Origin of the sequence: Geothermobacter hydrogeniphilus (assembly GCF_002093115.1) — a bacterium.
In the GTDB taxonomy this organism is placed as follows: domain Bacteria; phylum Desulfobacterota; class Desulfuromonadia; order Desulfuromonadales; family Geothermobacteraceae; genus Geothermobacter_A; species Geothermobacter_A hydrogeniphilus.
On the sequence record NZ_NAAD01000011.1, the window covers coordinates 20,465 to 33,482 of the forward strand.

At 59.5% G+C, this 13,018-nt stretch carries 14 protein-coding genes; 2 read left to right on the forward strand and 12 right to left on the reverse strand.

Going from position 1 to position 13,018, the window contains the following annotated elements; genetic code table 11:
• Positions 1 to 37 precede the first annotated feature (37 nt).
• The 12 genes from ilvD to rpsB all read right to left on the reverse strand — a co-directional run bounded on the left by ilvD (position 38) and on the right by rpsB (position 10,474).
• The gene (gene ilvD, locus B5V00_RS09555) at positions 38 to 1,702 is read right to left on the reverse strand and encodes a dihydroxy-acid dehydratase (RefSeq protein ID WP_085010564.1); all 1,665 of its coding nucleotides are present in this window, start codon (positions 1,700 to 1,702) and stop codon (positions 38 to 40) included.
• 99 nt (positions 1,703 to 1,801) lie between these two features.
• Complete coding sequence (locus B5V00_RS09560; RefSeq protein WP_085010565.1) at positions 1,802 to 2,023, reverse strand: HP1242/YdcH family protein; 222 nt, start codon at positions 2,021 to 2,023, stop codon at positions 1,802 to 1,804.
• Positions 2,024 to 2,106: 83 nt separating this feature from the next.
• Positions 2,107 to 2,811, reverse strand: coding sequence for a tRNA (adenosine(37)-N6)-threonylcarbamoyltransferase complex dimerization subunit type 1 TsaB (gene tsaB / locus B5V00_RS09565; protein WP_245803943.1), 705 nt, complete (start codon positions 2,809 to 2,811; stop codon positions 2,107 to 2,109).
• Positions 2,804 to 4,165, reverse strand: a complete 1,362-nt coding sequence (gene rseP / locus B5V00_RS09570) for an RIP metalloprotease RseP (RefSeq protein WP_085010567.1) — start codon at positions 4,163 to 4,165, stop codon at positions 2,804 to 2,806. The genes tsaB and rseP overlap by 8 nt, the downstream gene beginning before the upstream one ends.
• Positions 4,162 to 5,334: a 1-deoxy-D-xylulose-5-phosphate reductoisomerase gene (locus tag B5V00_RS09575; RefSeq protein ID WP_085010568.1), complete on the reverse strand. Its 1,173-nt coding sequence runs from the start codon at positions 5,332 to 5,334 to the stop codon at positions 4,162 to 4,164. The genes rseP and B5V00_RS09575 overlap by 4 nt, the downstream gene beginning before the upstream one ends.
• Before the next feature lie 5 nt (positions 5,335 to 5,339).
• A complete protein-coding gene (locus B5V00_RS09580; RefSeq protein WP_085010569.1) occupies positions 5,340 to 6,179 on the reverse strand; it encodes a phosphatidate cytidylyltransferase in 840 nt (279 codons plus the stop codon).
• A complete protein-coding gene (locus B5V00_RS09585; protein WP_085010570.1) occupies positions 6,139 to 6,876 on the reverse strand; it encodes an undecaprenyl pyrophosphate synthase in 738 nt (245 codons plus the stop codon). Before B5V00_RS09585 ends, B5V00_RS09580 begins: the two co-directional genes overlap by 41 nt.
• A gap of 217 nt (positions 6,877 to 7,093) precedes the next feature.
• Complete coding sequence (locus B5V00_RS09590; protein WP_085010571.1) at positions 7,094 to 7,255, reverse strand: 4Fe-4S binding protein; 162 nt, start codon at positions 7,253 to 7,255, stop codon at positions 7,094 to 7,096.
• Between the two features lie 34 nt (positions 7,256 to 7,289).
• Entirely contained in the window at positions 7,290 to 7,847 is a 558-nt protein-coding gene (gene frr / locus B5V00_RS09595; protein ID WP_085010572.1) for a ribosome recycling factor, read from the reverse strand.
• A gap of 3 nt (positions 7,848 to 7,850) precedes the next feature.
• Positions 7,851 to 8,573, reverse strand: coding sequence for a UMP kinase (pyrH, locus tag B5V00_RS09600; RefSeq protein ID WP_085010573.1), 723 nt, complete (start codon positions 8,571 to 8,573; stop codon positions 7,851 to 7,853).
• A gap of 16 nt (positions 8,574 to 8,589) precedes the next feature.
• Positions 8,590 to 9,504: a translation elongation factor Ts gene (tsf, locus tag B5V00_RS09605; protein ID WP_085010574.1), complete on the reverse strand. Its 915-nt coding sequence runs from the start codon at positions 9,502 to 9,504 to the stop codon at positions 8,590 to 8,592.
• 124 nt (positions 9,505 to 9,628) lie between these two features.
• Entirely contained in the window at positions 9,629 to 10,474 is an 846-nt protein-coding gene (gene rpsB / locus B5V00_RS09610) for a 30S ribosomal protein S2 (protein ID WP_085010575.1), read from the reverse strand.
• Between the two features lie 220 nt (positions 10,475 to 10,694).
• Between rpsB and lptF the strand changes: the two genes are divergently transcribed.
• Positions 10,695 to 11,870 (forward strand): LPS export ABC transporter permease LptF, encoded by a 1,176-nt coding sequence (lptF, locus tag B5V00_RS09615; RefSeq protein WP_085010576.1) that lies wholly within the window; start codon positions 10,695 to 10,697, stop codon positions 11,868 to 11,870.
• A gap of 1 nt (position 11,871) precedes the next feature.
• Complete coding sequence (lptG, locus tag B5V00_RS09620) at positions 11,872 to 12,954, forward strand: LPS export ABC transporter permease LptG (protein WP_085010577.1); 1,083 nt, start codon at positions 11,872 to 11,874, stop codon at positions 12,952 to 12,954.
• The last annotated feature ends 64 nt before the right edge of the window (positions 12,955 to 13,018 follow it).

Consider the following 13,018-nt stretch of genomic DNA (forward strand, 5'->3'; position numbering starts at 1 on the left):
TGCATGACTGCGGACGGCCGGAACGCCCGGTCCAGAGCTATTCGCAGATGGCCCCGGTATGAGCCGACGTCACCACCTTGGCGTAGCGGGCCAGCCAGCCGCTGCGGATTTTCGGCTCGGGCATGCTCCAGGCCGCCCGGCGCTGCTGCAGAACCTCATCGGCGACCTGCAGGCTGAGACTGCGGTTGGGAATATCCAGGCGGATCCGGTCGCCGTCCTCGACCAGGGCAATCGGCCCGCCTTCGGCTGCCTCCGGCGAAATATGACCGATGCAGGGGCCGCGGGTGCCGCCGGAGAAACGGCCGTCGGTAATCAGCGCGACACTGTCACCAAGGCCAAGCCCCATCAGGGTCGCCGTCGGAGCCAGCATCTCCCGCATCCCCGGTCCACCCCTGGGTCCCTCGTAACGGATCACCACCACGTCACCGGGCTTGATCCGTCCCCCCATCAGGGCATCCATGGCCGCCTCTTCGGAATCGAAACAACGGGCGGTACCTTCGAAGGTCATCATCTGTTCCGAAACCCCCGACTGCTTGACCACCGCCCCCTTCGGGGCGAGATTGCCGTGCAGGATGGCGAGTCCGCCTTCGGCGCGGACCGGGTTGTCCAGCGGCCGGATAACCTCCTCGTCAACCGAGGCGACGCTGTCCGCGATCTGCCGGACACCAAGACCGAACAGGGTCGGATTGTCCCTGACCTTGTCACCCAGCTGATGAAGAACTCCGGGCACCCCGCCGGCGGCATCAAGATCTTCCATGAAGTGCTGTCCACCCGGGTTCATCGAGGCCAGCTGCGGGGTGGTGCGACCCAGTTCATCAAAAAGTTCGAGCGGCAGTTCGACGCCGGCCTCGTGAGCGATCGCCAGCAGGTGCAGAACGGTGTTGGACGAGCCGCCGAGAGCAAGGTCGACACGGATGGCATTCTCGAAAGCGGCCCGGGTCAGAATCTGCCGCGGGGTGATGCCGTCACGCACCAGGTCGACAATCTTTTCCCCGGAGGCAAAGGCAATTCGCCGCTTCAGGGACGAGACCGCCAGCGCCGTCCCGCACTGCGGCAGGCTCATGCCCAGGGTCTCGGTGAGAATCGCCATGGTATTGGCGGTAAACAACCCCTGGCAGGAACCGGCTGTCGGACAGGCATGATCCTCGCACATCTTCAGCTGCTGATCATCGATCACGCCGGCCTTGTACTGCGCCATCGCCTCAAAGGTGTCGGTGACGAAGGAGAAACGCCTGCCCTCGCGCCCGGTGCCGGTCATCGACGGTCCGGCGGTGACGACGATGGCGGGAATATCGAGCCGGGCCGCCGCCATCAGCATCCCCGGGGTGATCTTGTCGCAGTTGGTCAGCAGTACCAGGCCGTCGAGCCGATGCGCTTCGGCGATCGACTCCACCATGTCGGCAATCAGTTCGCGGGTCGGCAGCGAGTAGTGCATCCCCTTGTGCCCCATGGCGATACCGTCGCAGACACCGGGAATGCCGAAGATGAAGGAATAACCGCCGCCACTGTGAACGCCTTTCTCAATAAACCGCTCCAGGTCGCGCATGCCGGTGTGTCCCGGAATCAGGTCGGTAAAGGAGGAGGCGATGCCGATGAAGGGGCGATCCATCTGCCCTTCCGGAACACCGGTACTCTTGAGCAGGGCCCGGTGCGGCGTGCGTTCGAAGCCCCTGGTGATTGCGTCGCTGCGTTTATCGCTCATGGTTTGTGCAACTCCTCTCAGGTGGAAAATCCCCCCATAAAAGCAAAGGGTTCAAGCCGCCCGGCTCAAACCCTTTGCCAACAGGTCTGTGATGGAATTTCAGGATCGGAGTGACCTCAAGATCCCTTCCATCTCATCCTTGCCGGCCAATTTCAACTTCTGTACTTTTTTTCGCTCCAACTCTTCTTCCGGCGTCATATAGGTCTTCTGGTCCATTTCATTGAGCTGCTTTTCAAGCAATAAATGTTCTTCATACAGCTTGCGAAAACGGGGGTTTTCGTTGCAGAGCTGTTCAACCAGAACCTGATCGCTCACCGGCATTGGCCACCTCCTGCAGTTGGGGTAAAAGGAAACGATTCGGTGGATCTAAAATAACCAAAGGGAAATGCCTTGTCAACCGCGAATCAGCCGGCAGAATGGCGTTTTTCCCAGTTAATTTCGGCTTCTGAAGCTCTCAGGTAAACCGGTTTCAGCGCCGCGAGAGATGTCGTTCCCAAGGAGGTTGCGGCATCACGAGCGAGCCTCCCGATCACGCCGGCGCGAGGCGCGGCATGGGCCGCCGGAACGAAATGGGCGCGCTCGCCAAGGCGGGCGACAATCAGGGTACGATAGGCGATGGCACCGTCTCCGACGAAGAGAATATCGCCGTCCAGGGTTGCCAGCAGTTTCTCCGGATCCAGAACCCGTTCCTCGCCCAGGGCAACCGGCTGTCCCCGCGAGGTGTCAAACAGCCCGGCATAGACTTCTTTTTTTCGGGCATCGAGCAGTGTACAGACCGGCATGCGGGCAAAAGGAACAGCCGCGGCCAGAACCGCCAGCGAGGACAAGCCGACAACCGGCACACCGGAGCCGATCGCCAGGCCCTTGACGGTCGCCATCCCGACGCGCAGGCCGGTAAAAGAGCCCGGTCCCCGAACCACCGCCAGCAGCCCCAGATCCCCGACCTGGATCCCGGCCGTGCCGAGCAGCTGTTCAATGGCCGCCAGCAGCCAGTCGCTGTGGGTGCCCGGAAGACGACGAAAGAATTCGGCCAGCAACTGATCCCCATCGTAGAGAGCGACACTGCCACCGGGCGTTGAAGTGTCAACCGCCAGCAGAAAATCAGCCACCCGCCCCTCCCGAAAGCCAGCTGAACAGACCTCCGAACAGATCCAGACGGGTGAAATCATTATAGAAGGCCAGTACCATCAACATCACGATCAGGGCCAGCCCGAGTTGCTGCAGCATTTCCCTGGCACGCATCGACAAGGGACGCCGGAAGACAAACTCGAACAGGTAGAAGAACAGGTGCCCGCCGTCGAGGATGGGAATCGGCAGCAGATTGAGAATCCCCAGCTGGATGCTCAGAAAGGCGAGAATGGTCAACACCGTGGTGACCCCGGACTGAACCGCCTGCCCGGCCATCTGGAACACCATGATCGGGCCGCCGATATTCTTGGCGGAAACATGGCCGGAAAAAAGTTTCTGAATAAACACCAGGGTCAGTTTGATGATGTCAACAGCCTGTCCGGCACCGGCCCGAATCGACGCGCCGAGCCCGAACCGCTTGAAGACGCTCTCCTCGGCGGGAGCAATGCCGATCAGGTAGCCCCCATCCCGGGATTCCGGAGCGATGTCCAGCCTGACCTGCATCCCGCCGCGTTCGAGGGTAAACTCCAGGGATTTCCCGCCGCCCTGCTGGATCAACCGTTTCAGATCATACCAGGAGGTGACCGGTGTACCGTCAATCGCCAGAATCCGGTCTCCGACCTGCATGCCGGCTTTCCCGGCCGGCATCTCGGGAGAAACGGCGCCGACGGTTGCCGCCCGGGGCGGCAACAGACCGAGTGCCTGTAACTGCAGATCCTCGATATCGTCCCCGATCACCTTCAACGGCAGCTCAAGCTGCCGGCCGGAACGATCAACGGACAGCACCAACTGCGACCCGGCATGCCCGATCAAGGCCTGGTTGGTCTCGTTCCAGCTGGCAACCGGATCACCATTGACGGCCAGGATACAGTCCCCGGCCCTGATCCCCGCGGCGGCTCCACTGCTGTCGGCAACCACGTAACCGACACAGGGCGCTGAATCAAGAAAAGCCGGGACATTGACCCCGATCAGGAATGATATCGGCAGCAACACAAACGGCAGCACCAGGTTCATGATCGGCCCGGCGGCAACGATGGCGGTACGGATGCCGATCGGCTTATGGGCGAACGAGCGGGCCTTCTCCGCCTCGCTCAATTCGGCCTCCTCGCCATCTTCACTGCCGCCCTCACCGAGCATCTGCACGTACCCGCCGAGAGGGATGGCACTGATCAGGTACTCGGTCTCACCCCACTGGCGGGAGAAAAGCTGCGGACCGAACCCGAGCGAAAACTTGAGGACCTTGACTCCGCTCCACTTGGCGATACAGAAATGCCCGAGTTCATGGACGAACACCAGCACCCCGAGCATCAGGATTCCTGAAAACAGGGTAATCATCGAGCAACCTCTTCTCCGGCTTCGATAAGTTGCCGGGTCTGTTCACGGCCCCAGCGGTCAGCCTGCAGGGCGTCGTCAATCGAATCGAGCGCCTGCACCTGGTGCCGGTCAAGGGCTGAAGCGATCAGTTTCGGAATCTCCATAAAACCGATAAGGCCGTCCAGGAAAGCCTGGACAACAACCTCGTTGGCGGCATTGAGGACCGCCGGCGCGGTACCGCCCAGTTCAAGGGCACGGTAAGCGAGTCCCAGACAACCGAAGCGTTTCGGATCGGGTTCTGAAAATGTCAACTGTCCCAGTCGACAAAGATCGAGGGGCGCGAGCGGCAGTTCGATCCTTTCCGGATAGGACAGAGCGTAGGCGATCGGTGCCTTCATGTCAGGCACGCCAAGCTGGGCAATCACCGAACCGTCCCGGTATTCGACCATCGAATGGATGATGCTCTGGGGATGAATATGAACATCGATCTGCCGCGGCTCGAGATCAAACAGCCAACGGGCTTCGATCACCTCCAGCCCCTTGTTCATCATGGTGGCCGAGTCGATGGTGATTTTCTGCCCCATGCTCCAGTTGGGGTGATTGAGAGCCTGGGCAAGGGTGACCGACTGCAGATCAGCCAGGCACGTCTCGCGGAACGGTCCCCCGGATGCCGTCAGAATCACGCGCCGTACGGCATTGCCCTGCTGCCCCTGCAGAGATTGAAAGATGGCCGAATGTTCGCTGTCAACCGGCAAGATGGAGACACCGCGGCGGCGGGCCGCGGCCATCACCAGGGGGCCGGCCGTGACCAGGGTTTCCTTGTTGGCCAGGGCGATATCCTTCCCGGCCTCGATCGCCGCCATGGTCGGAACCAGGCCGGCGGCACCGACAATGGCAGACACGGTGATATCGGCTCCGGGTACGGCCGCGCACCGGACCAGGCCCTCCTCACCGTGACAGACTTCGATTGCGTCATCCCGCAGTTCGGCCCGCAACCATTCAGCATCCCGGGCAGTGAGAACACCAACCAGAGACGGCCGGTAACAACGCACCTGCTCCAGCAGCCGTTGCAGGTTGCGGCCACCGGTCAGACTGCAGACCCTGAAACGGTCCGGGTGGGCATCGACGATTTCCAGGGTACTGCAACCGATGGAACCGGTGGCGCCGAGCAGGGCAAGTCCTTTGCGCATCCCGATCAATCTCCCCAAAACAGGCTGGCGTAGAAAAAGGCGGCGGGAAAGGCAAACAACAGGCTGTCGAGGCGGTCCAGCAGTCCGCCGTGACCGGGGATCAACTGACTGGAATCCTTGACCTGAAAACTGCGCTTGAGCAGGGATTCGAACAGGTCGCCCAACTGGCCGCAGACACTCAGCAGCAACGAGACCAGGCAGGCGTGTCCCCATCCGAGCTCGGGAAAGAAGCTGAGTTGCGCCAGCAGCCCGCCGATAAGACTGCCGACCAGGCCGCCGACTGCCCCTTCACGGCTTTTCTTGGGGCTGACGGCCGGGTAGAGAGGAGTTTTTCCGATTGCCGAACCGACAAAATAGGCAAAGGTGTCCGCCAGCATCACGACCAGCAGCACCAGGCCGACCCATTGTCGCCCGCTGTCGGGCAGAGCAAACAGCAACACCACCATGGCCAGCAACAACGGAAGATAGCAGATACCGAACAGGGTCAGTCCCAGGTCCCGGGCGACCAGATGAATATCACGATGGTGAAAAAGAAACAGCGCCCCCAGCAACAATACGCCGGCAACCAGCAGGTAGAGCGCCGCAGCGGACTGGCCAAGGCCGGCGAACACCATCAGGCCGAGGCCGACAGCGAGCGCCGGAACCTGGATCAATCGGCCACAGGAAGGCACCGCCATCGCCTGGTATTCATGCTGGGCCACCAGGGAGACAACCGCCAGGAATCCGAGGAACAACCCGGGACCGGCATAAACCAGCAGCAGGATCAGCAGCGGAAGCAGGACAAGACCGGTTAGAATGCGTTGTTTAATGGCCCTTCTCCCCTGAACGACGGTCAACCTGGTCACGGGTCAACCCGAAGCGGCGTTCGCGCCTGGTGAATTCAGTCAAAGCCCAGTGCAGTTCTTCCACCCCGAAATCAGGCCAGAGCACCGGTGTGAAAACCATTTCGGCATAGGCGATCTGCCAGAGCAGAAAATTACTGATGCGCATCTCGCCACTGGTACGGATCAACAGGTCGGGATCGGGCATCCCGTTGGTATCGAGGCTGTCGGCAAACAACTCTTCGTCAATCGCGTCAGGCGACAATTCACCGGCAGCGACCCGGGCGGCCAGACGCCGGGAAGCACGCAAAATCTCGTTTCGCGCGCCGTAAGAAAGAGCCAGGGTCAGGACCATGCCATCATGGTCGTCGGTTTTGGCGACCGTCTCTTCAAGAACCCGGCGGACCGGCAGCGGCAGGCGTTCAATCTCACCGATCACCCGCAACCGGATGCGTTTTTCCAGCATCAGGTCAAACTGCTCGCGCAGGTAAATACTGAGCAGTTCCATCAGGGCCGACACCTCGTCATCGGGACGGCCCCAGTTTTCGGAACTGAAGGCGTAAAGAGTCAGATAATCCACTCCCAGGCGTTGACACTCCTGGACAATTTCCCGCACCGTCCTGACGCCCTGACGATGCCCGGCAATACGGGGCAGGCAACGAGTTTCGGCCCAGCGGCCGTTGCCGTCCATGATGACAGCCAGATGTCGGGGGATGTGCATCTTCAGAATCTCACTCGGCAGGGGATCGGATCAGGCCGGGCCAAAACCGGCAGTCAGGATTGCAGCAACACGGGCTACCCTCTGGGCCCTTGTCAATGCCCTATTTCATTGAAGCGTTGAAAATACCATGAAACCATCATCCAGGCAACCGCCTGCCGACCAAACAAAAGGGGCGCCCTGCAGGCGCCCCTTTTGTTTGGTTCAGAACTGATTCCGGTTATTCGACAATCGCACTGACCGGGCAGGTGTCGACACAGGCCTGGCACTCGGTGCAATCCTCACCGATTTCATACTTGCTGTCGCCTTCGGAAATGGCGCCAACCGGGCAGGAGTCAACACAGGACCCGCACGAAATACATTCATCAGTAATTTTCAGCATTTTTCTTTCTCCTTGGTCGTTAATTTCATGGAGGTCAGATCTCCATGACTTCCTGTTCTTTTACGTCCAGAACATCATCGACCTTCTTCACATAACGGTCGGTAAGATCCTGGATATCCTTTTCAGTACGCTTCTGCTCATCCTCGGTAATATCCTTCTCCTTGAGCAGATTTTTCAGTGCGTCATTGGCATCACGCCGGGCACCGCGAATGGCAATTTTACAGTCTTCGCCCATGCGCTTGATGACCTTGACCATCTCCTTGCGCCGCTCTTCGGTAAGAGCGGGAATCGCAATACGCACAAGTTGCCCGTCCGAGGACGGATTGAGACCGAGATCAGCTTTGAAAATAGCCTTTTCAATCTCGGGGATCAGCTGTTTTTCCCACGGTTGGATGGTAATCAGCCGCGGCTCGGGTACCGCCAGGGTGCCGACCTGGTTGAGCGGAGTCGGGGTGCCGTAATAGTCAACTCTGACGTCCTCCAGCAACGAGAGGGAGGCGCGACCGGTTCGAACTTTACCGAGATCCCGCTTGAGAGCCTCAATCGCCTTGTCCATGGCAGCGCCGGCTTTTTTCTTCACCTCATCGAGCATCTCTCAGCCTCCTTTGACAGTCGTGCCGATATTTTCCCCGAGGACAACCCTGCGGATATTGCCTTTTTCGGTCAAATCAAATACCACGATCGGCAACTGGTTGTCCATACACAGCGAAGTGGCGGTCGCATCCATGACCTGCAGCCCCTTCTCCAGAACATCGAGATAGGTCAGGCTGTCGAATTTAACCGCATCGGGGTTTTTCATCGGGTCAGTATCATAAACACCATCCACCCGGGTCGCCTTGAGAATGACCTCGGCACTGATCTCCATGGCGCGCAGACTGGCCGCGGTGTCGGTCGTGAAGTAGGGATTGCCGGTGCCGGCGCCGAAGATCACCACCCGTCCCTTTTCAAGGTGGCGCATCGCCCTGCGACGAATATAGGGTTCGGCAATTTCCTGCATCTCGATCGCCGACTGAACCCGGGTCAGCACGCCAAGCTTCTCCAGGGCATCCTGCATCGCCAGGCTGTTCATGACCGTGGCCAGCATGCCCATGTAATCAGCGCTGGCCCGGTCCATACCGCGCGACGAAGCCGCCAGGCCACGGAAAATATTCCCGCCGCCGATCACCAGGGCCACCTGCACGCCGAGGCGGACAACATCACGGATTTCTTCGGCAATATCCTGAATAACAACAGGATCAATACCGTAACCCTGCTCACCGGCAAGGGCTTCTCCGCTCAACTTGAGCAGGATTCTTTTGAATCTCGGCTCTTCGGCCATGAAACCTCCCGGCTGCTTATTTCGCGAGTTCGGCAACTTCAGCGGCGAAATCGTCTTCTTTCTTTTCAATTCCTTCGCCCAGCTGGTAGCGCACGTAGCGGGTCAGCTGAATTTCACAGTCATTTTCCTTGCCGAACGACTCCACCACCTTGCCGACTTTCTGGTCGGGATCGATAACAAAAGCCTGCTCGACAAGACAGATTTCACCAAAGAACTTGTTGATCTGGCCGGTGATGATCTTGTCGACGATATTTTCCGGCTTGCCGCTCTCAATCGCCTTGGTGCGCATGATGTCCTTTTCGCGATTGACAACTTCGGCGGGAACCTCGTCACGCGTCAGGTACTGAGGATTGGCTGCCGCCACATGCATGGCGATCTGGCGGGCCAGCCCCTGAAGGGCTTCACTGTCGCCGGCGCTGCAGGAGAGTTCAACCAGCACGCCGATTTTGCCTCCGCCGTGGATATAGGAGGCGACAGAGCCGGAAGCGACTTCAAAGCGGGCGAAACGACGCAGGTTCATATTTTCACCGATGGTCGCCACCTGGTGGGTCAGCTCCTCTCCGACGTTCCGGCCGCTGCCGGGAAATTCAACCGCCTTGAGGGCTTCGACATCGGCCGGAGCGGATGCCAGAACCGCTTCCGCGACCCCCTTCGAAAAGGCCTGAAATTTATCATTTTTGGCGACAAAGTCGGTTTCGGCGTTCACCTCGACCAGGGCGGCGGCATTGCCGGAACCGGCAGCCGCGATCATCCCCTCGGCGGCCACCCGGCCGGCCTTCTTGGCGGCGGCGGAAAGCCCTTTCTTGCGCAGGTAGTCGATCGCCTCTTCCATGTTGCCGTCAGTTTCGTTCAACGCTTTTTTGCAATCCATCATTCCGGCACCGGTTTTGCCACGGAGTTCGGAAACCATTTTCGCAGTAATTGTTGCCACGTCATCCTCCTCGGGTTCCCGGTCACGCAGACCTGAACCCTGCTTGCTTAGACTTATCAGTGCTTGTGGAAAAAAGGCGGCCAGGATACCCGGCCGCCTCAAGTGCTTTCTGCTGACTTGAAAATCAGCCTTCCGTCGGAGCTTCGACCGGTTTTTCAGCCGGTGCTTCAACCGGAGCCTCGGTCTTGGTGATCACCTCGGGGCCTTCGGTCGTCACGGCTTCGGCGGCAACCTCCGGGGCAGCCGCCTCTTCACCGCCCTCAGCCTCGGTACGCAACGCCGCCTGCCGCAGTTCAGCCCCTTCGATACAGGCATCGGCCATCTTGGAGGCAAACAGGCGAATGGCGCGGATGGCGTCATCGTTGCCGGGGATGATATAGTCAATTTCGTCCGGGTCACAGTTGGTATCAACCACGGCAACCACCGGGATCTTCAACTTGCGCGCTTCATGAACGGCGATCTGTTCCTTCTTCGGATCGATGACAAAAACCGCACCGGGCAGCTTGTTCATCGCCTTGATCCCGCCGAGGTTCTTTTCCAGCTTGGTCTTCTCACGGTCAAGCTGCAGCCCCTCTTTCTTGGTCAGCAGCTCGTAGGTGCCGTCAGTGGACATGGCCTCGATTTTCTTCAACCGCTCGATACTGGCCTTGATGGTCGCGTAGTTGGTCAGCATGCCGCCGAGCCAGCGGTTGTTGACGAAAAACTGATCGGCCCGCAGGGCTTCTTCGCGGATCGAATCCTGCGCCTGCTTCTTGGTGCCGACGAAGAGAACCTTCTGACCGTCGGCGACGACGTCGCGGACGAAGGCGTAGGCGGTCTTGAAGTATCGAACCGTTTTCTGCAGGTCGATAATGTAGATGCCGTTGCGGGCGCCGAAAATATAGGGCTTCATTTTCGGGTTCCAGCGGCGGGTCTGGTGACCGAAATGGACACCGGCCTCAAGCAATTGTTTCATGGTGATCTGGGCCATCGGATACTGCTCCTCTGCTAGGTGGTTTGAACCTCCGCCCCCCTCAGCTCCGAACGGCTTCCAGGCAGTGCCGGAAGACCCCCGACCGGATCAGGAGACGTGTGAATTGGACAACGCGTTTCTATAACATGCCGAAGGAGCTCAGGCAAGTGAAAAAAAGCACTCCGCGACACCCATCCAGGTTTACATCCCGGCACCCCTATAATAGTATGATGCGGTTATGCTGATGACCCGGATCGACCGATATATTCTCAGGGAAATCGCCGCACCGACCCTGCTGTCGCTGCTGGTTTTCACCTTTGTGCTGCTTGCCGGGCGAACTCTCAAACTGGCCCGTCTGGTGATCAACAACGGGGTTCCCCTGCAGGATATCCTGCACCTGCTCGTCGATCTGCTGCCCTCCTTTCTCAGCATCACCCTGCCCCTCTCCATCCTGCTTGGAACCCTGCTGGCGTTTTCCCGGCTTTCGGCCGATGCGGAAATCATCGCCCTCAAGGCAAGCGGACTCAGCCTCAACCACCTGTTGCGTCCGGCGCTGATCATGGCCCTCGTGGCCTGCCTGGTGACCGCCTCACTGACCCTCTACCTGAAACCTCTGGGCTATTCCGCGTTTCGTGGCCGGATTTTCAAAATTCTCAGCCAACGAACCAGTGTCGGTCTGCAGGCGCGGGTTTTCCAGACAGAGTTTCCGGGGATGGTTCTCTATGCCGACAACCTCGACGAACGCAACTCAACGCTTGAAGGCGTTTTCATTTCCGATCAACGCATGGGGACGACCCCCTCAACGATTGTCGCCGAATCAGGTCGTTTCCTTTCCGACCCGAAACGTCAGAGCCTGACCCTGCAACTGAGCCGGGGACAGATCCACCGCTACCCGCAGGACAGCACCGAAGACACCTACCAGGTGATTGATTTCAACAACTATGCGATCAACCTGCCTCTCGACCAGGTCGGCCAGCCCCCCGGCCGTCAGAAAGTCAAGGAACTCTCCCTGGCAAACCTGCTGAAACGGGTAAAAAACACCGATTCCATTGCGGAACAATTCAAGAGCCGGGCCGAGCTGCACCATCGTTTCAGCATGATTCCAATCCCCCTGCTGTTCGCCCTGCTGGCCCTGCCGCTCGGCATACAATCCAACCGGTCGGGCAAGGGCGGCGGTTTCGCCATCGGTCTGCTGGTCTACCTCTCCTACTACCTGGCAACCTCATTTGCCGGAACCCTGGTGGTTGAACAGCACTGGCCGGCAGCCCTGACCCTCTGGACGCCGCCACTGCTGTTTCTGCTGCTCGGCACCGTTCTTTACCGGCAGGCCCTGCATGAACGTCGTCTGCGCCATCTCGACCACCTGATCCGCCTGGTCCAGGGCATCTGGCGACCGGGCCGCCGCGAGAACTGACATGCGCCTGCTCGACCGTTACCTGCTGAAAAACTACGTCAGGATATTCGCCCTGGCCCTGGCCGCCTTCGGCGGCATCTATCTTCTGGTCGAATTTTTCGAAAAGGTGGATGACTTTCTTGAACACAAGGCGGCCATCAACCTGTACCTGGCCTACTTCTTCTGGAAAATCCCCATCATCCTCAAGGACATAACCCCCCTGGCAGTCCTGCTGGCAACCTTCCTGACCCTTGGCGGCCTGTCCCGGCACGGCGAACTGACAGCCATGCGCGCCTGCGGTATCGGCCTGGTACGCATTTCCCGCCCCCTGGTCCTGGCCGCCCTGACGGTATCACTGTTGCTGCTGGTCGGCGGGGACCTGGTCACTCCCCTGGCGGCCCACAAAACCGAGTACATCATGCGCACCGAAGTCAGCGGGCAGCCTCCGCTGGCCATGAAGAGGGACTCGCTGTGGTTCCGCGAGGGGCGCAACATCATCTTCATCCGTCTCGCCGAACCGAAGAAAAATCAGCTGCAGGGTGTCACGATCTATGAAATGGATCAGAACTTTCACCTGAGACGCCGTCTTGATGCCAAAAAAGCGTATTACGACGCGTCAGCGGGATGGATTCTGGAGTACGTCAAAATCCATGATTTCTCCGGCGAACGGAATCTGAAGAATTTCTCGGCAAAGAAGTTGCTGCCCTATCCTCTGCAGAAAAAACCGGAAAACTTCAATGCCGCGGTGCGCCGCAACGATGAAGCCCGACTGCAGGACCTTTACCGCCAGGTGCGTCAACTCGAAGCTGAAGGCTACGACGCCACCCGCGCCCGGGTTGACCTGCAGGCCCGCATCGCGACCCCCTTTACCTGCCTGGTGATGGCCTTCCTCGGCATCCCCTTCGCCCTGCAGCGTGGTCGCGCCAGCAACCTGGCGCTTGGGATCGGCATCAGCATTGCCATCGGCATCAGCTATTTCCTGCTGCAGGCGACCCTGCTCGCCTTCGGCTATGCGGGCGCCCTGCCCCCCTGGTTGGCGGCCTGGTCCGGAAACCTGCTGGTTGGCATGCTCGGCACATGGATGCTGCTCAACACCCGCCAGTAGCAACACAACACAAAGGGAAACGTTCCACGGGCAAATCAGACCTGCTTGAACTGCCCCGGGGATA